Below are 24,409 nucleotides of genomic sequence, written 5' to 3' on the forward strand. Positions count from 1 at the left end.
CGCGATATGTCAGGGGAGCAAGCGATGTTCAGAAAGTTAGCCATTTTTGCAGTTGTGGCCGCGTTCGCCGCCGCGCCGCTGCCGAGCCTGGCGCAGGGCAAGAAGGACAGCGTCATCATGGGCATGACGCTGGAGCCGCCGGGGTTCGATCCCACCAACGCAGCCGCGGCCGCCATTGCCGAGGTCACGCTCTATAACCTCTATGAGACGTTGACCAAGATCAACGAGGACGGTTCGGTATCGCCCTTGCTCGCCGAGAGTTGGAAGGCGTCGGAAGACCTGAAGACCTATACGTTCAAGCTCCGCAAGGGCGTCAAATTTCACAACGGCGAGCCGTTCGATTCCGCTGCGGTAAAGTTCTCCTACGATCGCAACGCGGCGCCGACCAGCACCAACAAGGACAAGAGCCTGTACCAGGCGTTTGAGTCGGTCACCGCGCCTGACGCGGAGACGGTCGTGGTCGTGCTCAAATATTCCGAACCGAACCTGCCGTTCCTGATCGGTCAGGCCGGCGGCTCGATCGTCGAGCCGAAGAGCGCGCCGACCAATGCGACGCAGCCGGTCGGGACCGGACCCTTTACGCTCGGTGCCTGGGCCAAGGGATCGTCGATCACCCTGAACAAATGGCCGGATTATCGCAACGCCGCTGCGATCAAGCTTTCCAAGGTGACGATCCGCTTCATCGGCGATCCCTCCGCGCAGGTTGCAGCGCTGCTGTCGGGCGACATCGATGCGTTTCCGCGCGCCGCGGTGGCGCGCAGCGTGGCGCAATTCAAGGCCGATCCGCGCTTCAATGTGCTGATCGGCGGCTCCAAAGCCAAGACCATCGTCGGCATCAACCAGAAGAGGAAGCCGCTCGACGATGTGCGGGTTCGCCGCGCCATTCTCGCCGCCATCGATCGCAAGGCGATGATCGACGGCGCAGTCGATGGCTTTGGCACGCCGATCGGCAGCTTTTATACGCCGGGATCGCTCGGCTATGTCGACACGACCGGCATCAATCCATACGACCCGGAAAAGGCCAAGAAGCTGCTGGCAGAAGCGGGAGTCAAAACGCCGCTGGAGCTCAGCCTCAAGCTGCCGCCGCCATCATATGCGCGCAACGGCGGGGAAATCCTCGCGGCCCAGCTCGCCAAGGTCGGCATAACAGCCAAGATCGAGAACGTCGAATGGGCGCAGTGGCTGTCACAGGTGTTTGCCGGCAACGGCCCGCACAATTTCGATCTCACCATCGTCTCGCATGTCGAGCCGTTCGATCTCGTGAAGATAACCGAGCCTGACTATTATCTCGGCTATAACAACGAGGCCTTCAACGCGCTCTACCAGCAGATCAAGGCGACACCGGCCGAGGCCGAACGCGCCAAACTGCTCGGCGACGCGCAGCGCATGCTGGCTACCGATGCGGTTGCCGGCTTCCTGTTCCAGCCGCAATGGATCACCATTGCGAGCAAGAAGCTGAAGGGTGTGTGGAAGGAAGTCCCGCAATTCGAAAATGACTTCTCCGCCTGGTCCTGGGAATAGCCGCCTCGCGAGGGACGGTTAGCGGACCTGTCGGAAGCTGTTGCGGCGACCATTGCGCGCCTGATCGGGTGAGATCATGGGGCGGCCGCCAGTATCGCGTGCTGACGTCCGCCTCTCACCTCGATCGCGGCAACGCCGATGATCGCGCCGACGCGGCGGGCGAGCCTTTCGACGGCCTGGCGGTCGCGGACGTCGATGGAAGCCTGGATCTTGTATTCGCCGGCTTCCTGGCGGGCATCGACGGCCGCCAGCCGAAGGTCGGCGACGCGCACCTGGTCGAGAAGGCGACCGAGCGCGGCATGTAGATCGCTTGCGTGCAGCTCCAGAATGAACACGGCATCCCCTTCAAATTTGGAGAAGTTGTATCCGTGTTTCCTGAGAAGAGGCTTCCTTTCGTCTGGCAATTTGACAAGTTACCGATATAATTATCCTCGGAAATGAACCAATACCCAGAATAGAGTTCTCGGTCATGAAAGCGACGCGGCGGAAGGACTCACTGCGCCTTGACGAGACCGACCGGCGCATCTTGCGGGCGATGCAAGCCGATGCACGGCTCACGACGGCGGAGCTGGCCGACAAGGTCGGGCTATCCACGACGCCATGCTGGAACAGACTCAAGCGACTGGAGAAGCAGGGTTACATCGACGGCTATGTTGCGCTCCTCAATCAGGAGAAGCTCGGTCTGCCGGAAACAGTGATCATCGAAATCACGCTCGACCGTCACGATGAGGAGGTGCTGGAGCGGTTCGGAGAATTGCTCGCTGGTTTGCCCGAAGTGATCGAGGCCTATCTCACGACAGGAGATTATGACTATCTGGTCAAGGTCGCCGTCGAGAGTACGGCCGGCTACGAACGCTTCCTGCGAGAAAAGCTTTATCGCATTCCGGGCATCCGCCACAGCCGATCGTCATTCGCGCTACGGTGCCTGAAGAAGCTGACCTCGATTCAGGTCTGATCTTCGGTGTGCGGCTTGCGATCGCCTTCGCCCCAGACGTGGCGCGATCGTTCGAGGTGGCGGCGCATCACCGCCACAGCGCCGGCCTCATCCTGCTTTGACAGCGCGTCGAGCAACTGGAAATGCTCGCTGGCCGACTGCGCGATATGTTCGCGCGTCGAGTCATTCTTGAAGCCGTGAAGCCGAACGCGATCGCGCAGCGTCTCGACCAGGTCGGCGAGGGGCTTGTTGCCGAGTGTAGCGATGAGTCCGACGTGGAATTGGCGATCGGTCTCCAGGAACTCAATGAGATTGCCGTCATCGGCGGCCCGTTTCGTGGCCTGGGCAAGATGGCGCAGTTGCTCGGTCTGCGCGGGCGTGAGGCGGGCCCGCGCGATCTCGGCGACAACAGGGACTTCGAGCAGCAGGCGGATCGCGAAGATATCGTTGAGTTCGCCAGGCGAAAGCGAGACCACGCGGAAGCCGCGATTTCGCACGGGCTCAAGCAGGCCTTCGCGCGCGAGATCGAGCAGAGCTTCGCGGACGGGTGTCGCCGAGACGCCGAGATCGATCGCGAGACGCGGGACGGAATAGAGCTGATCGGGTTGCATCTGTCCCGTGATGATCAGTCCACGGATCACCTGCCTGGCTTGCTCCCGCAGGCTGGGTCCGGACACCAGACTCGATGCGCCGATTTGTCGAAGATCCATGGCTGTCACTATCCGAAACTCGCGGGTGAGTAAATGTAACGTGTGACGTATTACAGTTGACGTTATGTGATATGTGATATATTACTAAAAAAGAACGCGGAAAATGGGAGGTTTGCCGTGGTGGAACGCATTTTGATGATCGTATCCGACACTGTCCGCTGGGACATGCTCGGATACAACGGGGGCCACGTCCGAACTCCCAATCTCGATCGGCTCGCCGCGCGCTCGATGGTCTTCGATCGCTATTATGCGTCGAGCTTTCCGACAGTGCCTGCGCGCTACGACTATCTCACCGGCAAGCCTGCCTTTGCCGGCGTCGGCTGGGGCGCGCTGCCGCGCGCCGATCGCTCGATTGCGACCTCATTGACCGAAGCGGGTTACACGACGCTCGGCGTGGTGGACACGCCGTTCTACCAGGTCAACGGCTATTCATATGATCGCGGCTTCAACTTCTTCTACGACATGAAATCCCAGCTTCTGGGAACGCCGCATTACAGCTCCTACACCGCACCCAACAAGACCAAGCGCCAGGGCGAAGGCAAGCTTCCGCAATGGCCGATCACCGGCAAGGTGAAGCCCGATCCGCGCACCGGCGAGATGGATTGCCCGGCACCGATCACCATGGTGCAGGCAGCTAAGTGCCTGGAGGAAATCTACCAGGATAAGTTCTTTGCGCTGGTCGACACCTGGGATCCGCATGAACCGTGGGACCCGCCCGCCTATTACGTCAGACACTATCTTCCCGACTATGCCGGCGAACGCGTGCACCCGCCCTATGGCGACTGCAAGAAGCACGGCATGACCGATCGCGACATCGCGGTGGCGCGCGCGCTCTACAGCGGCGAACTCGAACTGGTCGATCGCTGGATCGGGCATCTGCTCGACCAACTCGTCTATCTCGGCATCGAGGACTCCACCGCCATCATCTTCGTCTCGGACCACGGCTTCCTGCTGGGAGAGCATGGGTTGATGGGCAAGATGGTCCGCAGGGCGCCCGGCGAAGCGACGTGGATGCGTTCGCCGCTCTACGAGGAAATCGCCAGGGTGCCGCTGCTGATCCATGTGCCGGGCGCAAAGCCCGGACGAACCAGCAAGCTGACCTGCGCGCTCGACCTCGCTCCCACGATCTGCGACATGGCCGGCCTGCCGCGCCAGGCGGAGATGCAGGGACTCTCGCTGCTTCCTGCGGTCCGCGGTCAGCCCTTCGAAGGGCGCGATCACGTGCTGACGGCCCTGCCGCTCGCCAATCCCGGCGAGACGGTCGAAGTGGTCGACGATCTGATGCGGACAGTGGTCGAATGGCAGCCTGTCACCATCACCACGAAAGACTGGTCGCTGCTCTACGCTACGCCGAGCGAGCCGGTCGAACTCTATGATCTGCGCTCCGATCCAAAGCAAACGACCAACGTGGCGCCAAAGCACCCTGCCGTCATCCGTGCCATGCTGGAGATGTATGCAGAGGACCTGCGCCGCGCTGGAGTCGCCAGCAAGTACAGCGATCCGCGCCTTGCCGCCTTGCTCGAACGCGCATGACGGTTCGCGACATCGCTCGGAAGGGCTCGACGCATAAGCTGCCGAGGCGGCATCGTCGAGATCGCTGAGGCCTCGCGGAAGACGTCACTGAGAGTGTCCATCAAACCGCGCAAAGGATGGGACAGCGAATTGCTGTCCCATTCTCTTTCGTCTGCATCAAGCAAATCATCAACCTGCAAGGATACGGTGATGATGGCCGTATCCTCTGGCTAATCAGTCGACCCTTACCATCAGGGTGCGGCCGTTGACGTAGCCGATGGCATAGGTGCGGCCGTACATCGTTTTATAGCGAAACTTGCGGTGACCGCCGACGACGGCATTGGGTTCGTTGTCGCCGAGTTGGCTGTGGGTGTTGCTGGGCCGGGTGATCATGACTTTCTCCATCTCGTCCGACCGGCAGCGGTTATCGCTAGCCTCACGTCGGCGGCAGAGCATAGGGGACGGCGCTTTACCCCGCTGTTCCCTGGGGAACAGCTCAAGACAGCAAGCATTCGAGTGGTTGCATGCCTGATAACACGTTGGAAAATAAGGAACTATATGGGAGTGAAGTGAGCTGCGGAGCTGGCAATTGTGAAGACCCGAGAGTCTTGAGGTGGTTCGGCGTCTCCCTCCCGCATGCGGCAGAGAGAGTTCAGACTAGAGGAAGCCGGCGCTGCAATTTGTCGCAGTGATTTGTCGTGGCAGCATCCAAACGCGCTCGATGCGGGCTTGAGAACATCGGTCGCGGCCGCGTGTCATCCATTTGGTTTACGATTTGCTTGAGTTGATCGGCAGTTCGGTAGTGAGATCACACAGGAGGCCAGCCATTGTTGGCTTCCGGTTGCCTGCACTTGGCTGCTCCGCTAGCATCAATCCCGCAATAGAGCGGATTGTACGATGCGTTTCATGCTTCAGGGATCGCGGCGATACTTCGGGCATCCGTTCGATCGACGAGAGCTCTTGGGCTTCGTCGGCACGCTGCTTGCGTCAGCAGCCCTCAGTTCGCCAGTGCGCGCCGCCGATCCTGCCGGCCGCGTTCAAGAGATCAAGGGCGAAGCGTTTGTCGATGCGAGCAACCAGCAGCGGCCTTTGCAGAAAGCATCCTCGCTTTTTGTCGGTGATCGCGTCGGGACGGGGCCATCCTCCCGGCTGACGATGTTGATGGGCGAGGACACGACGATCAAGCTCGGCGAAAAGGCGCAACTGGTCATTGACCAGTTTCTTTCGACCACCGGAGGCGAAATCTCGCTGCAGTCCGGTCCGTTGCTTTTTGACCGGCCGAGTGGGAGCCGGCCCGCCGCAATGAAGATCAGGAGTTCCTACGGCCTCATTGCTGTCCGTGGCACAAAATTCTTTGCCGGACCGAGCAACGGCGTTTTTGGCGTGTTTGTCGATCACGGCACGGTCACTGTTTCCGGAGGCGGGAGCGAGGTCGTGCTACAGGCGGGAGAGGGGACAAACCTGGCCACTCCGGGTTCGAAACCTTCCGCGGCCACCAAGTGGGGCACGGAGCGGATTCGCGGCGCTTTGGACAGCGTTAGTTAGCTTGTCTGATCAATTTCGCACGGCATGCAGGAAACTTCACGATGGAGATCCTGAAGACGCGAAGAGATTTTCCGGTCTGACGTCAAATCATTGCAAACCGAGGCCTTTCATTCAGGCGACAAATGTCCAGCAAAGATACTCTCGTTTCTCTTCTGTCGAAAACCGAACTCTTCAAGGGCCTGGCTCTCGAGGATCTCGAGGCCTGCATTCCGTCGTTTCGCGAAGCCAAATTCAAAAAGGGACAGGCGTTGTTTACGCGCGGCGAGCGCGCGACGGGCCTTTACCTCGTCGCGGAAGGACGTGTGCGATTGGCGATCGCCACGGAGGATGGTCGCGAATTGAGCTTTCGGCATGCGACAGCGGGTGAACTGCTCGGTGAAATTGCGGCGCTTGATGGCGGCACAAGGAGCGCCGATGCCACCGCTCTTACGGCGGTGACGACCTACCGGCTCGACAAGGAGGATTTTCGCAAGCTTTGGACCGCGCGGCCGGTGCTGTCCGAGCGGCTGATATCGTTTCTCTGCAGCCGGCTGCGGGACACCAGCGGACAACTTGAGTCGATCGCGCTTCATCCGATGCATGTCCGGCTGGCGCGCTTCTTCCTGGTCGCGATCGGCGACCGCAAGCCCGTGCCGGGAAAGCGGCTGCCGCTTGATCTCGGCATGTCACAGGGCGAACTCGCCTTGCTGCTCGGCGCCAGTCGTCCCAAGATCAACGAGGCACTGGGCAAGCTGGAGGAAGTCGGCGCCATTGGCCGCACGCTGGACCGAATCTTCTGCGATCCGCTCAAGCTCGCCGAAGTTGACGGGTCTCATGCTTAGCCAGCTTGGCAAGACTCATTCGGGTCTGATTGCCGGCATTCTAGCGCTCGCGCTGTTCCTCGCCGCCATATTGTTGATGCCGAGGGAATGGCGGAACGTATCTCGTGAAAGGGCATTCGATGTGGTGCTTGCGGCCGACCGGCAGATCCGCCGATCGAAGCCGCAGGAGACAGCAAGCGCTGTTCCGGTCGTCGTTGTCGATATCGATCGGCGCACGCTTGACATTTTGGGGCCGTGGCCGTGGCCGCGCGAGACGATGGCACGTCTCGTCGAAGCGGTGGCCAGTGGCAAGCCGGCCGTCGTTGGAATCGATGTCCTCTTTACGCAGGTGGATACCCGCTCTCCAGCCGCGTTGGCGCGACAGCTCGGCTCTCTCACCGGCAATCAGGATATCAGCGCGCTCGCCGGCGGTCTTCTCGACGGTGACAAGCATCTCGCCGCGGCGATGAAGGGCGTTCCGGTGGCGCTCGGATTTGTTCTCGATGCCGACAAGGCCGACGGCGTCCCAGGGGTGCCGGTTCTCGCACGCCATCCGGTCGTGCTGGATGGCCTCTGGCGGATGACCGGCGGCCTCGGGCCGGTGTCGCCGCTGGTCGACGCGGCGAAAGGGCTTGGCGCGCTTTCGTTGCCCGGAGACGCGGATGGCAGGATCAGGCGCGTGCCGCTCCTCGTCGGCGCCGGCGAAGCGACGCGACCGGGCCTGGCGCTGGAAGCGATCCGGCTGTTTGAGCGCTCGCCGGCCTATTCCGTCGATGCCAACCCGCAGCGGATCATCGTCGGCGATCTCGACGTGCCGTTGCCCGGCGACGGCCTGTTGCGATTGGCCGGCGCCGATATCCGCAAACGGGAGGCGCGCACGATCTCCGCTGCTGATGTCGTGAGCAACAACGCCATGCAACGCGCGCGGCTTGCCGGCGCTATTGTATTGATCGGCGGATCGGCGCCGGAGCTTGGCGGATTGCGCGAAACGCCAACTGATCCGCTTGTCCCGTCGGTCGAGATTCAGGCCGATGCCATTCAACAGATCTACGCGCGCCGGGCGCCACAAGCGGTCCCGTTAGGCTTTGCTTTGACCCTGATGATGGGATTGATCGCCGTGGGCGCGGCGTCTGCTTTGTCGCCGGTACTGGGCGCCTTTGTCGGCCTGACCGCTTTGGCGGCTCTCTGGTCGGGGGCGATCCTCGCGTCTCTGCTCGGGGATCGGCTGATCGATCCCGTGATGCCGTCCATAGGAGGGCTGTTCGTCTTCATGACATCCTCCGTCAGCTCTTACGCGCTGGTGGCCCGTCGCGAAGCACGCATCCGGAGCCGATTCGAGCAACATCTGGCGCCGGCGGTTGTGAAGAGGATCGCGGAGAATCCGGGCCTCCTGAAGTTGAGCGGCGAGAAGCGCGAGATCACTGCGCTGTGGACCGACATCGAGGACTTTACCGCGATGACGCATCGCGCAGGACCCGAACAGCTTGTCGCCGTGCTCGACGAATATATTGAAGGGATGGCGGCCATTGTGATGAAGCATGGCGGGATGGTCGATAAGATCGTCGGCGACTCCGTCCACGCGTTCTTCAACGCGCCGCTCGATCTCAAAGATCATCCGCAACGCGCGCTCGACTGCGCCGAGGAGATCCGGATATGGGCGAAGGGATTCCAGTCCCGGATCGAACCGTCTCACATCGGCTTTGGCCGCACGCGTATCGGAATCGAAACCGGTGAAGCCATTGTCGGCGATATCGGGATCAGGTCAAAGCTCGACTACACTGCCCACGGCGATTCCATCAATTCGGCGGCGCGCCTGGAGGCGCTCAACAAGCGTTATGGATCGACAATCTGTGTCGGGCCATTCGCGGCCGCGCGCTGCACGACAACCCTGTTCAGGCCGCTCGGTGTCGCGTCACTGCGCGGCCTTGACGTGCCCGTCGAGGTTTTTGAACCCTGGCCGCCGGAGGCCTCGGCGGATTGGCGCGAACGATATATTGCGGCGTATCGATTGATCGAAGGCGATAAGACCGGCGCGGCGCAGTTGTTTGAAGGCTTGGCTGCGGAGTGTCCCGGCGACCCCGTTCCGCGCCTGCTGGCCGCGGAGTTGCGGGCCGTGCTGTCGACTTAAGACAGATGTAGCGCTCACAGCCTGGTCAGCGCACCGCTTCCAAGAATGGCGGCAATAGCGGAATTGCCCTCCGCTTCGAGCACTGTGATGCGCTGCCGCGCCCAGAGATAGGCTGAGTCGAAAATCTCGGTGTGGCGTTCGAATTCGGTTACGCCGACTCCGGCCGGAATGGGTGGCCGCATGACGTGATCGGTCGGTGCGGCCGGGATCGTATCATAGCGCTGATGGGCGACGAGACTGCGCCACAGCACGTTGACCGCGTTGGGCGCCGCCGGAAGCAGCTTCTTGCGGAACGGCACCAGCATCGCGGCAGCCAGTTCCAGCCGGCCGGGCAACGCCGCGTAGTCGACGTCAAACCTCTCCACCTCGGGTTCGCCGAAATGCACGACCAGATTGGGGCCGCTCTTGAGTTGATGCATCGGATCCAGCGGGACGTTATCGATCAGGCATCCGTCGACCAGCATCGCGCCGTCCCTGGTGTAGAAGGGCGGCAACAGCCCGGGTATGGCGCTCGATGCGCGCACCGCCTGCCAGAGCAACCCCGACTGGATCAGCTCGAGGCAGTGCGTCGAAAGGTTGGTTGCGACCGCCGCGAACGGCCGCCAGCAGTCCTCGATCCTGCACTCCGCCCCGTACTGTTCGGCGAGCGCGCGATCGAACGCCTTGTGATCCAGCAGAGCGTATCGCGGCCAGGTCGGGCGGCGGAAGCTGCGGCTCTTCACGAAGATCTCGTGGGCGCCGCGTTCGAGACGGTCAGCCTCGAAGTTCTTGGCGAAGCCGGCGGCCATGGCGGAGCCGACGCTGGTGCCGACAAAGATATCGAACATCACGCCGCGCTCGCGAAACGCCTTGTAGATGCCGGCATGGGCGAATCCGAAGCTTCCGCCTCCCGCGGCCACGAATCCAATCGCACGCCCGGACAGAAAGCGGATCAGGCTGTCGATGTCGAGCTGATCCTCGAGCGCGACGTGGTGGTGCATGAAGCAGGGCAGGCGCGCGAGCCACGCCGTGGTGCCGCTGACTTCGCCGCTGCGCCGGTCATGAATACGCACGATCCGGCGGGCCGACACCGGATGCACCTGGCAGGCGAAGGTTTCGATATCTGTCAGGCTTTCCGCAGGCGCATCTCCGCGACATGCCAGCACCACCATGTCCGCCTGCCGGATCGCCTTCCGCGTCCAGGCCGGCACCTCACCGCTGCCGAGATAAATCACGAGCGGCGAAACCTGCTCGAGCTTGTTGAGCCAGTCGGTGACTTCGGGGGCATCCAGCTCGCGGCCGGGAAACATCGAGCTGACGCGGGCCGGATCGACGATCTGGGCGTTGGTCCTGGCGAGGGTCTCGCGCATGCGTCGATAAAAGGCGACTGGAATCGGCTCAAAGCCACCATCGATCAGCGCCACCGTGCGCGCCATCGGCGAGGTACGCGTCGTTGGAATCTGTTCCGTTCGCTTTGCAAACCGAAGCGCGAGCGCCGCAAGCAGCGCCTCGGCTATCGCCGGCGTGTTCTCCGCGAGGCTTTGGTAGGCGGTGCGCGTCAGCACGAGCACGCTGGTGTCGCGGATGGCGATCACATTGGCGGTACGGGCAAGGTTGGCGAAGAACCCGATCTCACCGACCAGCTCTCCGGCGCGGAGTTCGGCAATCGGGAGAGAGTCGCCGGTTCGGCGTACCGCGAGGGCGCCGTGCAACACAATGTAGAGGGAGTCGGCGGGGTCCCCCTGCGCCACCAGCATTTCGCCGCGGACGAGGTCCTGCCGGATCATGGCATCGAAGGTTTTGAATCGCTGCTCCGGCGTGAGCGCCTTGAACAACGCGAGGTCCTCCGACAGCCTCCCCCACGCAAATACCGGACCTGGCTTACTCATCGGCGCCTTCCACTGCGAGGCTGTGATGCTATCGCCAGCAGAGCCCGACGGCGAGCGATATCAGGTTCGGCGTTGCTTATTGCGGTATTTCGTAACGGTTGACGGCTGGCCGTGGCCGGACAAGCGGATAGAGGATGTTTCGTTGCTGCGCAGCAAAACGCGATGCGGCACTGCAGCGACCGTCCAACACAAAAAAGACCGCCTGTAGAGGCGGTCTCTTCCGTGCTGTCAACGCCTTCAGCCCTTAGAAGGGGAAGATGTTGCGGATGAGGTTACGGAGCCAGCCGAGGCCGTCGCCGCCACCGGTGCCGCCGCCGCCGCCGCCGCCAGTGCCGCCACCGGTGCCGCTGCCGTGCCCGCCGGCAGGTTTGCCGCCGCTAACGATGGAAAGCTCTTTGTCATTGAGAAGTTCGTGGTTCATGGTCGCCTCCTGTTTTCTAGCGAAGGGAGAATCCGCTTCGTCTATGGTCGGGAGACTAAGATTCGCGCCGGCCTGGCGCAGTGACTGGCATCACGCTGCGAAGGACGTTCGCGCCGGGTGATTCATATCACTAAAGCAATTGGCGCTTGGCGAAGGATGCAAACATTCCCGGCGTGTTGCTGAGCTCATCATAGCTTCCGGTCTGCACCACCTTGCCGTCGACCAGCACGATAATGCGATCCGCCTGGCGGACGGTGGAGAGCCGGTGCGCAATGACGATCCGCGTCACATTGAGGTTGCCGAGCGAGTTGCTCACGATCGCCTGCGACTGATTGTCGAGCGCGCTTGTCGCCTCGTCAAATAGCAGAACACGCGGCCGGCGCGCGACCGCGCGGGCGATCATGATGCGCTGCCGCTGGCCACCGGACAGCGTATTGACGCCTTCGGCAACCACGGTGTTCATGCCCATCGGCATCGCCTTGATGTCGTTCTCCAGACCGGCGAGCCGCGCCGCTTCCCAGGCCTGGTCGAGCGGCAGCTGGACGCCGCCGCAAATATTGTCGTAGAGGCTGCCGGTTGCCAGCTTGCCGTTTTGCAGCACGACGCCGAGCTGGCGGCGCACCGCGCTGATGTCGAGCGTGTCGATGGCCTTGCCGTCCAGAAATACCGTACCGGACTCCGGCTTCTCGAACCCCAGCAGCAGCCGGAACAGCGAAGATTTGCCGCTGCCTGACGGACCGACGATGGCGACGTATTCGCCTTGCGCGATTCGGAGCGAGACATTCTCGAGCACTGGCGGACCGCCTTGCGTGTAGCGGAATGTCACGCGTGACAGCTCGATCGTTCCGGACAGTTCGCCGGGGGATTTCCGTTCGTCCGACAGTTCGGCCGCCCCCGAAATCAAGGGCCGCAGGCGGGTGATGCTGGGGATGGCGATCAGGGATTCGCTGATGCCGGATGCCCAGGCGCCGATCGACGCCATCGACTGCCCGAACGCGGAGAAAAACGCCAGGAAGCCGCCGACATCCAGCAGCAGCTTGCTCTGCAGATATGTCGCCGCGGCGAAGATGATGAGGGTGGCGATCAGCGGATACGCCGTCTCGAAAACGCCGAGGGCATTGGAGACCTTCTGCGACGAGATGAAATTGCGCTTCTGCGCGGCGAATTGCTTCGACCACACGGCGAGCGCGCGCGCAGTCGCGTCGGCGACGCGCAGCTTTCCGATGCCGGTGATCAGTTGCAGCACGAAGCCGTCGATCTTGCCCTGCTGGGTAAAATACTTGTTCTCGTAATAAAGACGCAGCGCGCTGGTGGCGATGATCAGCAGCGCGCGGATCAGCGTCAGCAACAGTGCGATCAATCCCAATTTGACATCATAGTAAAGCATCAGGCCGATGCTGAACCAGGCGAACACGCCCATCAGCATGCTGCGTAGCGCGCGCCCGGTGAAGACCCGGCGCGCCGCGTCGATGCCCATCGATCGGTCAACGAAATCGCCGACCGTGTACTCACGAAACAGCGACGTCGGCAGCCTGAGTACCCGGTCGATCACCGCGGCCTGCAGCCGCCAATCCATCAAGCCTTCGACTTTCAGCATCGCCAGCCCCTCCATCGTCTGGATGCTGGCGATGGCGATGGCCGTGACGGCGAGGGCGAGGGCGCAGAACGTGAGCTGATCAAGCTCGCTGCGGGGGATCACCGAATTGATCAGGACGTTGGTGATGAGCGGCGTCACCAGCGACAACAAGCCGATCGCGACGATCGCAATTGCGATACGAAGGAAGCTTCCGGTGGAGTGCCGGAATGCGAAAGTCAACAAGTCGCGGAACCGAAGCGGGCGAGCCGGAAGCGCCGGGTAGAACGAGACGGCCTCCGGCGCCAGTTCCATTGCAACCGACCGATCGACGGGCCGCCGCGTTCCCGTTGTTGTGTCGAGCATCACATAGCGGCGGTTTCCGCGGCGAATGAGTGCGACCGGATTTCGCGCCTCGCCGTGCCATGCGACCAGCGGCCCGGCGTCCTCGGTCCACCACTCGCCCCGCAACAGCGTCCGGCGCACGCGCAAGCGTGCCGCGCGGGCGATCTCGACGGCACCATTAAACCCGGCTTGGGCCAGTACGGAGCGGGGCGGGACGGAGAACGGCATCTTGATCGCTTCCACGACGATCCGGCAGGCGTTGAACAAAGGATCCGCCGAGTCGGTCGCCATCTCGGTGTGGGTGGAGCGCTGCACGACGACGTCGGAAAGGCGTTCAAAGGATTCCGCGGTCTGCGTTGTGATCAATTCGGTGCGAAGCACGAGGCGCCGTGCCTCGCGCTCGACGTCGCGCGCCAGATATTCCCTGATGCAGCTGGCCACGCTGAGATGGAACTGGTCGATGGCGCGCCACAGTTGGTCGGCGTCCGGCATCGTTTCACTGCCGAGCGTGCTACAGCCGGATTGACCCGCCTCGATCCACATGCCTGACGTCAGCGGCAGTGGCGGGCCTCCAGCGGCAATCGATGGTTCAAGCCCCATCGGCTTCGCCGTCCCGGCTTGCAGGGAGACCCAGACCATGCTGCGTGCAGGACCGCGGCGCCGTTCATCCGGCGGGATCTCGGCCGCGCCATCGCTCGCGACTTCGAGCATGTCCCAGCTCGGGTTGGGTCCGGCGATCAGCCGCGCAAGCCGCCTGATCCAGGTGGTGATCGGATCGAGGGACTGAACGTCCATGCGCGGCACGAGCTGCGCTTCGGTACCGGGGCTTCCGATCGCGAGCACTTGAATTTGCGGATCCGCCCGGTTGAAGCCTTCCTGCAGATCGAGAATGATCTCTCCACTCTCGGCCCGAAACAGATGGTGCCGGGCGCCGTCGGTACTGCCTTCGACAAGCCGCACCGCGAAGACATCGACATGCCCCGCGGTGATCTTGAGCGCATAGCCGCGGTGATCGAGCAGCTTTGGATGCCGTCCATCGAATGCGATATGGCCCGCCGGATGGGCGGTCGCTTCCTGATTGGCCATCGCGTGGGCCTGCTGGAGGAGAGATTCACTCATTCCTGCGCCACTAGTTTTGCGTACGTGCCCTGAACGCCCATCAGTTGTTCGTGGGTGCCGCGCTCGACGATCTTGCCTTGTTGCAACACAATGATCTCGTCGCAGTCACGGATGGTGCTGAGGCGGTGCGCAATGATGATGCAGGTGCAGCCGCGCCGCCGCAGATTGTCATCGATGATCTTTTCGGTGATCGGATCGAGCGCGCCGGTGGCCTCATCCAGGACAAGAATCGACGGATTGGAAACCAGCGCCCGCGCGATCTCGATCCGCTGACGCTGGCCGCCGCTGAAATTGGTGCCGCCCTCGTTGATATAGCAGTCGTAGTTTCCCGTCCGCGTCGCGATGTCTTCGTGGATCACGGCATCCTTCAATGCCTGCGAGAGATCGGCCTCGGTGATGGTCGAGTCCCACAGCGTAAGGTTTTCGCGTGCCGTACCCTCGAACAGGAAGATGTCCTGGTCGACATAGGTGATCGAATTAGCGAATACCTGCGGCGGGATCTCCGGCAAACTCCATCCGTCGACACGAACCTCGCCCGCCCAGGGTCTGTAGAGACCGCAAATCAGCTTTCCGAGGGTCGATTTTCCGCTTCCCGAGGCGCCGACAAGGGCCACCCGCGAACCCGGATGGATGTCGATCGAGATGTCATCCAGCAGCGGCGGCTCCAGGATCGAGTAGCCGAATTTGATATTGCTGAGCTCGACCCGGCCGGTCAGTTTTGGCGGAAAGCGCTCGGGCGCGATCGCTGGCTTGTCCGACTTTCCGAGCGGATAATTGTAGACGTCTTCCAGGCGCTCCAGCCCGCCCTTGATGGTCTGCACGTTGCCGAAATAATTGACGAGTTCGGTCACCGGTTCGGAGAAGCTTGCCATCAGGGACTGGAAGGCCACGAGGCCCCCAAGGGTCAGCGATCCCTCGATGACGCGCAGGCCGCCAACGCCGAGAATCGCCGCCACGGTCAGTCCCGTGAACAACGTCGGCAGCATATCAAGATAGATCGAGGAGGCACCGAGTTCCTGCTCGGCGTTCAATGCCTTGGCCTGGATGCCGGCCCATTGGCCGAACGCCTCGTCCTCCAGACCGCTGGCCTTGAGGGTTTCGATGCTGCGCACCGCGCTGACGGTGGAGCCGACGAGCTTGCCTTGCTCCAGCGCGAGGCTGCGGCTGAGGTCTTCGCGACGTCCTCCGATGAACTTCAACGCCAGCACATTCGCCAGCGTCATGCTCACGCCAATGATGGCCAGCGGGAGATCGTAGATGGCCATCGCCGCGGCGAAGAAGACGATCGACGTCAGATTGAGCGCATTCGACGCGACACCGCTCGAGAGCAGGCGGCCGATCTGCTCGTTGGCGCCCACGCGGTTGGAGATATCGCCGGCGTGACGCTGGGTGAAGAACTCGACCGGCAGCGCCATGACATGCCAGAGAAAGCGGCTCACCATCACGACCGAAAGCTTGGTCTGCAGCCGCAGCAGCAGCGATTGGCGCACCAGCGTCAGCAGCGCGCGGATGATCGCGGTCAAGGCCATGCCGATCAGCAGTGGAACGAACCAGCTGCTGGTGCGCTGGATCAAGATGTTGTCGATGAATATCTTCGAGAAGCCGGCAGCGACGATGGCGGGCACCACCAGCGCGAGGCTGACGAGCACCAGCAGGCCGACGGGGGTCTTCGAGGAGCGCAACTCGCGCAGCAGCAATCGCAAGCCTTGCGGCTTGCTGCCCGATCGCTGGAATTCAGCCGTCGGCTCCATGGTGAGCGCAACGCCGGTGAAGGCGAGATCGAGCTCGGCCATGTCGGTGCGCTGGCGTCCGGTCGCGGGATCATTGATGTAAACGTCGTTGCCGTCGATCCCCTCGAGCACCACGAAATGATTGAAATTCCAATGGATGATGCAGGGCATCGGCAGTTCGTGCAGCGTCGTGGGCTCCTTGCGAAAACCCTTGGCGTCGAAACCAAAGGTGCGCGCTGCCCGGACGATGTTGCTCGCCTTGCTGCCGTCGCGCGAGACGCCGCACGAAACGCGAAGCTGCTCCAGTGGAATCCACGCGCCGTGGTGCGCGAGCACCATCGCCAGCGCCGCCGCGCCGCACTCAACGGCTTCCATCTGAAGAATGGTCGGCGTCTTCTTGACGTTCCTGCGCCAAAACAGCCTTCGAAACCGGTGCCAGAGGGAAGGCGGCCGGAACTGCGGCGGAAGCGGTTGCTGCGGCGGGGCGCTATCCATCAATTCCGGTCAACCGCCTCAAGAGGGGCACCACCAGATCGAGCGGGCGTTGCCGCCGAGTGGTGATTTCCGCGCGCGTCAGCGTTCCGCTGGTTAGGCGGATCGGCGGCCCCTGTCCAACCGCCCAGCGGTATCCGCTGACGGTTTCGGGGTCCTGCTCCAGGCTGACGGTTGCGGCGTAGGCGGCTCCTTCCTTTGAAAACCGGGTAACCAGATTGTCGTTGTGGAGGACGGCTGCCATGCCCTGCGGCGTCATCGGGAAATCCGAGATCGTCACGACAGTGCCGACCATGGTCCCGAATTCCTCGCGCTTCACCGTGCTTGGCTCGATGCGGACCGGCATTCCTAGCTTGACGTTCTTGCCGCGCTCGGCGGGAATATAGATCAGGGCTTCCAGCTTCTGGCCTTCGCTTTCGATCGCGACGACAGGTGCGCCGACCGCAAGCACGGCGCCCGCGGAGACCTTGATTTCGAGCACGCGGCCATCCACCGGGCTGACGATCCTGGTATTCTGGGTCAGCAGCCCCGCGGCGGAGTCCATCTGCCGGCGAGCGTCATTGAGGGCAAACTCGGATGTCTGGGTCTCGCGTTCGCGCTGGGTTTCCAGATCGGTCTGTGTCGTCCGGAGCTTCAGGATTTCATTGAACGTATCTTCTTTTCGTTGCTGGGCGTCGGTGAGGTCCCGGCGCCGCTCCTCGAGCGTGCGCCGCGTCGTCAATCCCTTCGCCATCAAATCCTCGAGGGTTTTGACATCGTTCGTCAGATAGTCGATGCGCTGCGAGGTCGCCTTGATGACCTGGTTGAACGCGGCTTCCAGCTTCGCAAAATTCTGTGCCTTGGACGCAAGCTCGCGCTTGGTTTTGTCGATCAGGTCAGCGTGCTGGCGTTCCTTCTCGCGGAACACCTCGACGGCAGCCTGGTGGCGTTGCTGGATGTCGGTCTGAACGATCTCCGCGATCGGTTGCCCCTGGGTGACGCGGTCACCGACCATGACGCTGATGGTTGCCAACCGGCCGGAGGCGGCAGAAGACGCCTCGACGACGCGGCCGCCACCGCTGATCAGAATGCCCTGGCCTTCAGCACGGGTAGGGACGCGGCCGACGATGCCCCATGTGACGGCTGCGATAAGGGCGATGCAAATGGCAAATACCAGCATCCAGTCGAACGGTCTGGTAATGCGGACGAGATGATCAAGCTGTTCGGGCGATGCGGCGCGCTGCAGCGCGACGGCGCGAAATGTCCGCTGCGAGAGATCGGTCATTTTCCCGGGTCCGTAACCAAACCGGGGACGGCCTCCCCAGCCGCGAGCAGTCGCTGATTTTTCTCATCACGCACAGCTCTGTTCCTCTCGGGGCAGATAATACACAAAAGCCGATGCGGAACAACCAAACGGGCCTGCCTACCCGCGCCGGAACGCGCGTTCGTCGTGCAAAAATGACGCAGGCCAGGTTCGGTCCGCCCTAGCAGCGCATGCAATCGCGAACTATGCTTGGCGACCAGGTCCGAGGCTGATCCAATGGGCGTAACCGCCGTCTGGAAAATGATTGGCAGAGTGGTGCGGGGCGGCAAGAAGCCCGCTTGCGTTCCCAATGGGCAATCCATGACCCGCCTGCGTCGCGAATGGGTGCCGCTCGCCCTCGGCGTCACGATGCTCCTGCTGGCGCCGAACGTATCCAGCAGCGGCGTCCTCAGCGAAAGCGATTTCAAAAAGGTCGAAGCCATAAAGCCGTTATTCCAGAACTTGATGGGTGATCTCGTTCAGACCGCCAAGCGACCCGATATTTCCACTGGTGACGCCGATTGCATCACGTCGACAATCCGGGAACTGCTTCAGATCTCCGAGGAGCTTTCGAGTTACGAATACCTCATCACGATCGAAAAGGAGATCACCGACTTCGGCGAAAACAGCCCGGTGAAGGGCGTCGTCAAATTCGCGATCGAAAAGACAAATACGATCCTTGCCGAGGAACGAAAACGATTGGTTCAATTGTCGGACCGCTGTTCGCGCTTCCCGCTGGCCTTCAGCAAAACGCAGCAGGCACTGCAATTCATCGATACGACAACCAATCTTCTCAATTCCATTCAGGTACGCCTGTGAGCGAGCGGCGTTCATGCGTGTCCCCTTTATTCTGTGATTGCCAGAATAGGTTTGCGCGTTAGCTTCACCGTGACGGACGTCACAAAGCGCCGGCACGGCTTAAGGCGCTGCGCTGCTGCCGCGTGAGAAGTCCGCGCTTTGCCGCCAGCGAGCAGAATCCGCGGCCGGGAGCGGGCGTGGTTGTGCGGATTCCACATCTGCTCGAACCCAGCAGGTGCAGTGCCATGCCGTTGACCCGTGCAGCGTTGGCACCCTGACCGGTCACTGTCACCGGGCCGCATGGAGCTTCGATTTGGCTGGCGCTGCCATCGGGGCGGGACGTCAGCCGTCGCAACGGTAAGGCCACCGGGCCCGCAATAATAGCGGCACCGATCCAGCGAGACAGGTTCATCCGCCGGCCATGCCGGCAGCAAGTCCGTGAAACGGGGTCAGCGACACCGTGAACTGCATCGGGCGGTTATGTCGGTCCGCCCGGCGGGTGCGGACTTCGCGGCCCGGTGCGGCCAAAGGCAAAATACTGGGCTCCGCAGGCGAGTCCCCGCTGACCCGTGGGCATTTCACTCCTAAAATTCCCTTTGCATATCTTTGTATACATAGTTATACATAGTGGAAAGTCCCGATCTGGCTTTTGGGAGGCCGCGATTTCCAACACTGCTGAGGACGACACGCTTGTGATCTGGCCCGGCCCCGCGTCATCGCGGGCCGCGGGCGGGCTCGCCGAGCATGCCTATCGGGCCATCCGCAATGCGATTCAGGAAGGCCAACTCGAAGCCGGTCAGCGCGTTCTCGAGTTGGAGCTGTGTTCCTGGCTCAGGGTCAGCCGCACGCCCATTCGCGAGGCGATGCGCCGCCTGCAATCCGACGGCATGCTGGTCCATGCGCCGGGCGGCGGGCTGTCGGTCGCGCAACACGATTTGCGCGCGGTGGCTGAACTCTACGATGTGCGCGAGCGGCTTGAAGGTACTGCTGCGGCACTGGCTGCACGCTTTGCCGACGCGACCGAAATCCACATGCTGCAGGCGATGCTGGATTCGCATCGTCAATTGCCTGATGACCCGAAACTACACGCCCGGGAAAACACTCTATTTCACGAGCAAATCTACCGCGCCGCTCACAATCGGTTCCTGATCAAGAGTCTGCAGGACCTGCATGACTCTGTCGTACTGCTGGGCCGCACCACCTTCGCGGCACCCGGCCGTATCGCGGAAGCATTGGCAGAGCACCAGGCGATCGTTACCGCCATCGCGCGGCGCGACGAGGTTGCCGCCGAAGACCTGGCCCGCCGTCACGTTCGCCGCGGCTACGAGCTGCGTCTCAGCGCGATGGCCGAAGCCGCCCGCGCCGGATCGCAACATCGGATCGATAGCCGGAGAGAAACACCCGACAAAAAATAATTCCGAACAAGACGCGAGGTGCGCGCCGCAATCGCCGCCTTGCTGCGATCCACACCAGGTCAATCCCACAGGAGTTGAGTAATGAACAAGTATGACGTCATCGTTGTTGGCGCGGGCAACGCCGCTCTGGCTGCCGCGGTGTCCGCCAAGGAGAACGGTGCCGAGCGCGTCGTTGTGATCGAGAAGGCACCGCGGGAAATGCGTGGCGGCAACACGCATTGGAGCGGCGGCGTGCTGCGCTTTGCCTTCGACGATCCCCGGGAAATCGGCGAACTGCTCCCCGACGTCGAGGATGAATATGAGAACTTCTATGACGGCGTATCGCCGTACTCGAAGGAGGATTTTCACGGCGACCTGATGCGCGTCACCAGCGGACGGACCGATCCGGTATTGTCGAAGCTGCTCGTCCACAACTCGTTCGACACCGTGAAATGGATGAAGAAGGTCGGCGGCATCAAGATGGAGCCGGCGATCACGCTTTCCGCGGTCAAGAAGGACAACGTCATGGTGTGGGCGCGCGGCCTGGTCGTGCGCGCCGAACACGAAGGCGTCGGCCTGTCGCGGAGCTGGTTCTCGACCGCCGAGCAGCTCGGCATCGAAATTCGCTATGGAACTGCGGCGACCGAATTGCTGGTCGGCGACGATGGCAGGATCAACGGCGTCAAGGTGCGTGATGACGACGGCGTCTCGGTCCTGAATGCCAGGTCGGTGATCCTCGGCTGCGGTGGATTCGAAGCCAACGTGCAGATGCGCACCCAGCATATCGGTCCGCTGGTCGGTGCGGCGAAAGTGCGGGGCACGCCGCACAATCAGGGCGACGGTTTGCGGATGGCGATGAACATCGGCGCGATGCCGTGGGGACAATGGAGCGGCTGCCACGCCACGCCGATCAGCGCGGATTGGGGCGAGTTTGCACCCCGCGAACTCACCGATCGCAGCAACCGGTTGAGCTATGTCTATGGCGTCATGCTGAATCGCAAGGGACGGCGCTTCGTCGATGAAGGCGAAGACGGTGCGCTCTTTACCTATGCCAAGTTCGGCCGCGCGATCCTCGCCGAACCCGGTGCCAAGGCCTGGCAGATCTTCGACTCCAGAGTCGTTCACCTGCTGGAGCCGCGCTACCAGACCAGCAAGCCGATCACCGCCAACACGCTGGAAGATCTCATCGAAAAACTCGACTTCGACGACAGGGATCAGGCGCTGAAGACGCTTGATGAATATAATGCCTGCGCCCGCGAGATGGACGACGGTTTTGATCCGACCAAGAAGGACGGTCTTTCCAGCAAGGGGCTCGCGCTGGAGAAAACCAATTGGGCGCTTCGGATCGCAAAACCGCCGTTCTACGCCTATAGCGCCACCGGCGGCATCACCTTCACGTTCGGCGGACTGAAGGTGAATGAGACGGCGCAGGTGATCGGCACCGACTGGCGGCCGATCAAGGGCCTGTTCTGCTGCGGCGAAATGGTCGGCGGGCTGTTCTACGACAATTATCCGGCGGGCACCGGTCTCGTGTCGGGCGCGACGTTCGGGCGGATTGCAGGGCGCAGCGCGGCAGCGGCGGACTGAACCACGGGAGAACCGACATGAGTGATGCGTCTGTTGCATCGTCGAAGGCAAGTTCGGCAGAGCACGCTTCGTCCGGAACCACGATGCTCCAGCATCTGGCCGAGCGGGTGTTGGCCTTCGAGAAGCGTCAGCTCACAAAGGGAGCGGTCGCGTCGGCAAGAGCCTGCATCCTCGATGCGATCGGCGTGACCCTGGCCGGCTATCCGGAGCCCTGCACGCAGATCCTCCTCAAGACCCCGGGCATCGCGACGGCGTCCGGACCCGCGCTGATATTCGGTTCGGCCCGGCGCACCAGCGCACTCGATGCCACGCTGATCAACGGCACGGCGTCCCACGCGCTCGACTTCGATGATTTCAGCGGCATCATGGGCGGCCATCATTCGGTGCCGCTGGTATCGACGCTGTTCGCGCTCGCCGAAGAGCGCGGCGGCAGCGGTGAAGACCTCATTGCCGCCTACGTGATCGGCGTCGAGGTCGAGATCCGGCTCGCGCGCGCCGTCAATTTTCATCACTACGACAAGGGCTGGCATCCGACGGCGACGCTCGGCATTTTCGGTGCCGCGGCGGCCGCATGCCATCTCATGAAGCTTGATCATGCCAGGACGACGATGGCGCTGTGCATTGCGGCCTCGCTCGCAAGCGGCCTCAAGGCCAATTTCGGCACCATGACGAAGCCCCTCCACATCGGTCAGTGCTGCCGCAATGGCCTGCTTGCGGCTCTGCTGGCGGAGGGAGGATTTGACGCCGCCACCGACGTGTTCGAGCATCAACAAGGCTTCCTCAACGTCTTCAACGGGCCCGGCACGTTCGACCCTGATAAGCTCTTTGAGAACTGGGGCGCGCCGTGGGAGATCGAGGCGAAATCGATCGCGCTCAAGCAATTCCCGTGCTGCGGCAGCACGCATCCCGCCATTGCGATGGCGCTCCAACTGCGGCGCGAGGACAAGGTCAAAGCCGCGGAGATCAGCAGCATCGAAGTGCGGCCGCATGGCCGGCGCCTGCGCCATACCAACAATCCGCACCCGCAGACATCGCTGCAAGCCAAATTCAGCGTCCAGTATGCCGTCGCGCGGGCGCTTCGCTATGGCGTGCTTCGGCTCAAGGATTTTGAAGGCGATGCCCATTCCGATCCGGAGATCACGCGGCTTCTGGATCTCACGACCGCAAGCCCGCACCCTGATATGGCCGACGATGCCGAGGACCAATGGGGCGCAGAGGTCATCGTGACGCTCAAGGACGGCACCCGCCTCTCGCGGCGCGTCGACAATCTTGTCGGTCGTGGCGGCGACAATCCGATGAGCAGCAGCGAATTGTGGGACAAGTTCAACGATTGCGCGGCGCGAAGCCTTCCCCGTGAGCAGATCGCGCCGCTGTTCGAGCGGCTTGAAACGCTTGAAAAAGTCACCGAGATCGCGCAGGTCACGCGGCTGCTCGAAGTCAGCGAATTGCACAAGGCGTCGGCAAAGAAGGTCGTTTTCGCGCCGCGCGGCGCGCAGGAAGCGCCGGAGACGACCTGGGTGCCCTGAGCGAGGCTTCCAACGAACGCTATCAGGCCGGCTTCGCCCAGTTCTGATACATCTTCAGCAGCGCCACGATATCCTGGCCACGAAAGCCCTCGGCCAGGGCAAGCGCATAAAGTTCGCGCGTCGCGGAGGCCGACGGCGTCGGCATCTTCGTCATGCGCCCGAGTTCGACCGCAAGTGCAAGGTCCTTCTCGCCCAGCTCCATCTTGAATCCCGGCGAGAAATCACCCTTGATCGCGTTCGGAAAGCGCTTGGTGAAGTGATGCGAGCGACCGCCGCTGACCGACAGAACATCATAAAGCTTGTCCGGCTCGACGCCTGCGGCGACGCCGAGCGCGAAGGCTTCTGCGGCGACCAGGACATTGCCCATCGACATCATGTTGTTGACGATCTTGACGACCTTCGCGGTTCCGACTGGGCCGGTGTATTTCCAATCATTGCCGAGCAGTTTGAGGATCGGTTCGGCGCGGTCCACGTCGGCCTTGTCGCCGCCGGCGATGAGGATCAGCTTGCCGGCGCGGGCCTCGTTGGGGCTGCCGCTGACCGGGCAATCGACCACCGCGATCCCTTTGGCGGCCGCTGCCTCGGCGGCCTGCCGCATCGTCTGCGGATCGATTGTGCTCAGCTCGATGCACAGGGTGCCCTTGGCGGCATGGGCGACAATGCCGTCGGCGCCGAGCCAGGCTTCCGTCACCGCTTTCGGATCGGGCAGGCTGGTTAGCACGATGTCGCGGCCCTCGAGCGCTTCCGCGATGCTCGATGCCATCCGAAAGCCGTCCTTCGCGAGGCGCGCGCGCTGATCGGCGTTGACGTCATAGCCGACGACGTCGAGGTTGGATTCCCTCAGTCGTCCCGCCATCCCCGATCCCATCTGCCCCATTCCGATGACCGCGACCTTCTCAGACATGTCGTTTCTCCCGATTCTTTTGTTGCGAGGTCGTGCCGAGCTATCGCTGAAGCAGACTCATCGCTCGACTCTATACAGAGGCGCCGGTGCCAAGGCGACGGCGTAGCCCCGCAGGCGGTGCAACGGCGTGCACCAATGTCGCATGATGAAAACTGTAGACAGTTTGAGGCGAGGGCGGTAGCGTCCGTGCAATTCGGCCGGCCACCGCTGCGATGCGCGC

General features: G+C 62.4%; 19 protein-coding genes. 10 read left to right on the forward strand and 9 right to left on the reverse strand.

The genetic code is table 11. From position 1 onward, the window contains the following. The first annotated feature begins 24 nt into the window (after positions 1-24). Positions 25-1,521: an ABC transporter substrate-binding protein gene (locus JQ558_RS28235; protein ID WP_212295828.1), complete on the forward strand. Its 1,497-nt coding sequence runs from the start codon at positions 25-27 to the stop codon at positions 1,519-1,521. 74 nt (positions 1,522-1,595) lie between these two features. On the opposite strand, the gene JQ558_RS28240 is transcribed toward JQ558_RS28235, so the two are convergent. Further along, on the reverse strand, positions 1,596-1,856 hold the full coding sequence (locus tag JQ558_RS28240) for a hypothetical protein (protein WP_212211113.1): 261 nt from the start codon (positions 1,854-1,856) through the stop codon (positions 1,596-1,598). A 134-nt stretch (positions 1,857-1,990) separates the two neighbouring features. Between JQ558_RS28240 and JQ558_RS28245 the strand changes: the two genes are divergently transcribed. Beyond that, a complete protein-coding gene (locus JQ558_RS28245; RefSeq protein WP_212034820.1) occupies positions 1,991-2,476 on the forward strand; it encodes an Lrp/AsnC family transcriptional regulator in 486 nt (161 codons plus the stop codon). Here JQ558_RS28245 and JQ558_RS28250 read toward each other — a convergent pair. Then, positions 2,467-3,165 (reverse strand): GntR family transcriptional regulator, encoded by a 699-nt coding sequence (locus JQ558_RS28250; protein ID WP_212295829.1) that lies wholly within the window; start codon positions 3,163-3,165, stop codon positions 2,467-2,469. The two genes, JQ558_RS28245 and JQ558_RS28250, sit on opposite strands and share 10 nt — an antisense overlap. A gap of 117 nt (positions 3,166-3,282) precedes the next feature. On the opposite strand from JQ558_RS28250, the gene JQ558_RS28255 reads away from it, so the two are divergent. Next, on the forward strand, positions 3,283-4,698 hold the full coding sequence (locus JQ558_RS28255; protein ID WP_212295830.1) for a sulfatase: 1,416 nt from the start codon (positions 3,283-3,285) through the stop codon (positions 4,696-4,698). Between the two features lie 213 nt (positions 4,699-4,911). Here the strand turns inward: JQ558_RS28255 and JQ558_RS28260 are convergent, their stop codons facing one another. Further along, positions 4,912-5,070 carry a hypothetical protein gene (locus JQ558_RS28260; protein ID WP_212211121.1) on the reverse strand — a complete coding sequence of 53 codons (159 nt, stop codon included), beginning with the start codon at positions 5,068-5,070 and terminating at the stop codon, positions 4,912-4,914. 504 nt (positions 5,071-5,574) lie between these two features. Here JQ558_RS28260 and JQ558_RS28265 point away from each other — a divergent pair. The 3 genes from JQ558_RS28265 to JQ558_RS28275 all read left to right on the forward strand — a co-directional run bounded on the left by JQ558_RS28265 (position 5,575) and on the right by JQ558_RS28275 (position 9,150). Next, the gene (locus JQ558_RS28265) at positions 5,575-6,222 is read left to right on the forward strand and encodes a FecR domain-containing protein (RefSeq protein ID WP_212295831.1); all 648 of its coding nucleotides are present in this window, start codon (positions 5,575-5,577) and stop codon (positions 6,220-6,222) included. A 122-nt stretch (positions 6,223-6,344) separates the two neighbouring features. Continuing rightward, positions 6,345-7,043, forward strand: a complete 699-nt coding sequence (locus tag JQ558_RS28270) for a Crp/Fnr family transcriptional regulator (RefSeq protein WP_212211124.1) — start codon at positions 6,345-6,347, stop codon at positions 7,041-7,043. After that, a complete protein-coding gene (locus JQ558_RS28275; protein WP_212295832.1) occupies positions 7,036-9,150 on the forward strand; it encodes a CHASE2 domain-containing protein in 2,115 nt (704 codons plus the stop codon). The genes JQ558_RS28270 and JQ558_RS28275 overlap by 8 nt, the downstream gene beginning before the upstream one ends. A gap of 14 nt (positions 9,151-9,164) precedes the next feature. On the opposite strand, the gene JQ558_RS28280 is transcribed toward JQ558_RS28275, so the two are convergent. The 5 genes from JQ558_RS28280 to JQ558_RS28300 form a co-directional block, all read right to left on the reverse strand. Beyond that, positions 9,165-11,018, reverse strand: coding sequence for a patatin-like phospholipase family protein (locus tag JQ558_RS28280; RefSeq protein WP_212295833.1), 1,854 nt, complete (start codon positions 11,016-11,018; stop codon positions 9,165-9,167). Between the two features lie 244 nt (positions 11,019-11,262). Next, on the reverse strand, positions 11,263-11,439 hold the full coding sequence (locus JQ558_RS28285) for a hypothetical protein (RefSeq protein ID WP_212295834.1): 177 nt from the start codon (positions 11,437-11,439) through the stop codon (positions 11,263-11,265). A 130-nt stretch (positions 11,440-11,569) separates the two neighbouring features. After that, a complete protein-coding gene (locus JQ558_RS28290) occupies positions 11,570-14,476 on the reverse strand; it encodes an NHLP bacteriocin export ABC transporter permease/ATPase subunit (protein ID WP_249142675.1) in 2,907 nt (968 codons plus the stop codon). Further along, the gene (locus JQ558_RS28295) at positions 14,473-16,701 is read right to left on the reverse strand and encodes an NHLP family bacteriocin export ABC transporter peptidase/permease/ATPase subunit (protein ID WP_212295835.1); all 2,229 of its coding nucleotides are present in this window, start codon (positions 16,699-16,701) and stop codon (positions 14,473-14,475) included. Before JQ558_RS28295 ends, JQ558_RS28290 begins: the two co-directional genes overlap by 4 nt. Continuing rightward, entirely contained in the window at positions 16,694-17,962 is a 1,269-nt protein-coding gene (locus JQ558_RS28300; RefSeq protein WP_212295836.1) for an NHLP bacteriocin system secretion protein, read from the reverse strand. The genes JQ558_RS28295 and JQ558_RS28300 overlap by 8 nt, the downstream gene beginning before the upstream one ends. Before the next feature lie 255 nt (positions 17,963-18,217). On the opposite strand from JQ558_RS28300, the gene JQ558_RS28305 reads away from it, so the two are divergent. The 4 genes from JQ558_RS28305 to JQ558_RS28320 all read left to right on the forward strand — a co-directional run bounded on the left by JQ558_RS28305 (position 18,218) and on the right by JQ558_RS28320 (position 23,285). Continuing rightward, positions 18,218-18,799, forward strand: a complete 582-nt coding sequence (locus tag JQ558_RS28305; RefSeq protein ID WP_249127634.1) for a hypothetical protein — start codon at positions 18,218-18,220, stop codon at positions 18,797-18,799. A 671-nt stretch (positions 18,800-19,470) separates the two neighbouring features. Continuing rightward, entirely contained in the window at positions 19,471-20,193 is a 723-nt protein-coding gene (locus JQ558_RS28310) for a GntR family transcriptional regulator (RefSeq protein ID WP_312015040.1), read from the forward strand. Between the two features lie 81 nt (positions 20,194-20,274). After that, positions 20,275-21,759 (forward strand): FAD-dependent tricarballylate dehydrogenase TcuA, encoded by a 1,485-nt coding sequence (gene tcuA / locus JQ558_RS28315; protein ID WP_212295837.1) that lies wholly within the window; start codon positions 20,275-20,277, stop codon positions 21,757-21,759. Between the two features lie 17 nt (positions 21,760-21,776). After that, the gene (locus JQ558_RS28320) at positions 21,777-23,285 is read left to right on the forward strand and encodes an MmgE/PrpD family protein (protein ID WP_212295838.1); all 1,509 of its coding nucleotides are present in this window, start codon (positions 21,777-21,779) and stop codon (positions 23,283-23,285) included. Between the two features lie 22 nt (positions 23,286-23,307). On the opposite strand, the gene JQ558_RS38195 is transcribed toward JQ558_RS28320, so the two are convergent. After that, on the reverse strand, positions 23,308-24,204 hold the full coding sequence (locus JQ558_RS38195) for an NAD(P)-dependent oxidoreductase (RefSeq protein ID WP_312015043.1): 897 nt from the start codon (positions 24,202-24,204) through the stop codon (positions 23,308-23,310). Positions 24,205-24,409: the final 205 nt, after the last annotated feature.

This window comes from Bradyrhizobium sp. AUGA SZCCT0160 (assembly GCF_018130105.1).
Classification (GTDB): domain Bacteria; phylum Pseudomonadota; class Alphaproteobacteria; order Rhizobiales; family Xanthobacteraceae; genus Bradyrhizobium.

Coding starts and splice junctions, on each gene's coding strand:
- JQ558_RS28235 (WP_212295828.1), top strand. CDS start 25: ATGTTCAGAAAGTTAGCCATTTTTGCAGTTGTGGCCGCGTTCGCCGCC.
- JQ558_RS28295 (WP_212295835.1), bottom strand. CDS start 16,701: ATGGATAGCGCCCCGCCGCAGCAACCGCTTCCGCCGCAGTTCCGGCCG.
- JQ558_RS28260 (WP_212211121.1), bottom strand. CDS start 5,070: ATGATCACCCGGCCCAGCAACACCCACAGCCAACTCGGCGACAACGAA.
- JQ558_RS28285 (WP_212295834.1), bottom strand. CDS start 11,439: ATGAACCACGAACTTCTCAATGACAAAGAGCTTTCCATCGTTAGCGGC.
- tcuA (WP_212295837.1), top strand. CDS start 20,275: ATGAACAAGTATGACGTCATCGTTGTTGGCGCGGGCAACGCCGCTCTG.
- JQ558_RS28300 (WP_212295836.1), bottom strand. CDS start 17,962: ATGACCGATCTCTCGCAGCGGACATTTCGCGCCGTCGCGCTGCAGCGC.
- JQ558_RS28305 (WP_249127634.1), top strand. CDS start 18,218: ATGGGCGTAACCGCCGTCTGGAAAATGATTGGCAGAGTGGTGCGGGGC.
- JQ558_RS28275 (WP_212295832.1), top strand. CDS start 7,036: ATGCTTAGCCAGCTTGGCAAGACTCATTCGGGTCTGATTGCCGGCATT.
- JQ558_RS28245 (WP_212034820.1), top strand. CDS start 1,991: ATGAAAGCGACGCGGCGGAAGGACTCACTGCGCCTTGACGAGACCGAC.
- JQ558_RS28265 (WP_212295831.1), top strand. CDS start 5,575: ATGCGTTTCATGCTTCAGGGATCGCGGCGATACTTCGGGCATCCGTTC.
- JQ558_RS28250 (WP_212295829.1), bottom strand. CDS start 3,165: ATGGATCTTCGACAAATCGGCGCATCGAGTCTGGTGTCCGGACCCAGC.
- JQ558_RS28270 (WP_212211124.1), top strand. CDS start 6,345: ATGTCCAGCAAAGATACTCTCGTTTCTCTTCTGTCGAAAACCGAACTC.
- JQ558_RS28320 (WP_212295838.1), top strand. CDS start 21,777: ATGAGTGATGCGTCTGTTGCATCGTCGAAGGCAAGTTCGGCAGAGCAC.
- JQ558_RS28290 (WP_249142675.1), bottom strand. CDS start 14,476: ATGAGTGAATCTCTCCTCCAGCAGGCCCACGCGATGGCCAATCAGGAA.
- JQ558_RS28280 (WP_212295833.1), bottom strand. CDS start 11,018: ATGAGTAAGCCAGGTCCGGTATTTGCGTGGGGGAGGCTGTCGGAGGAC.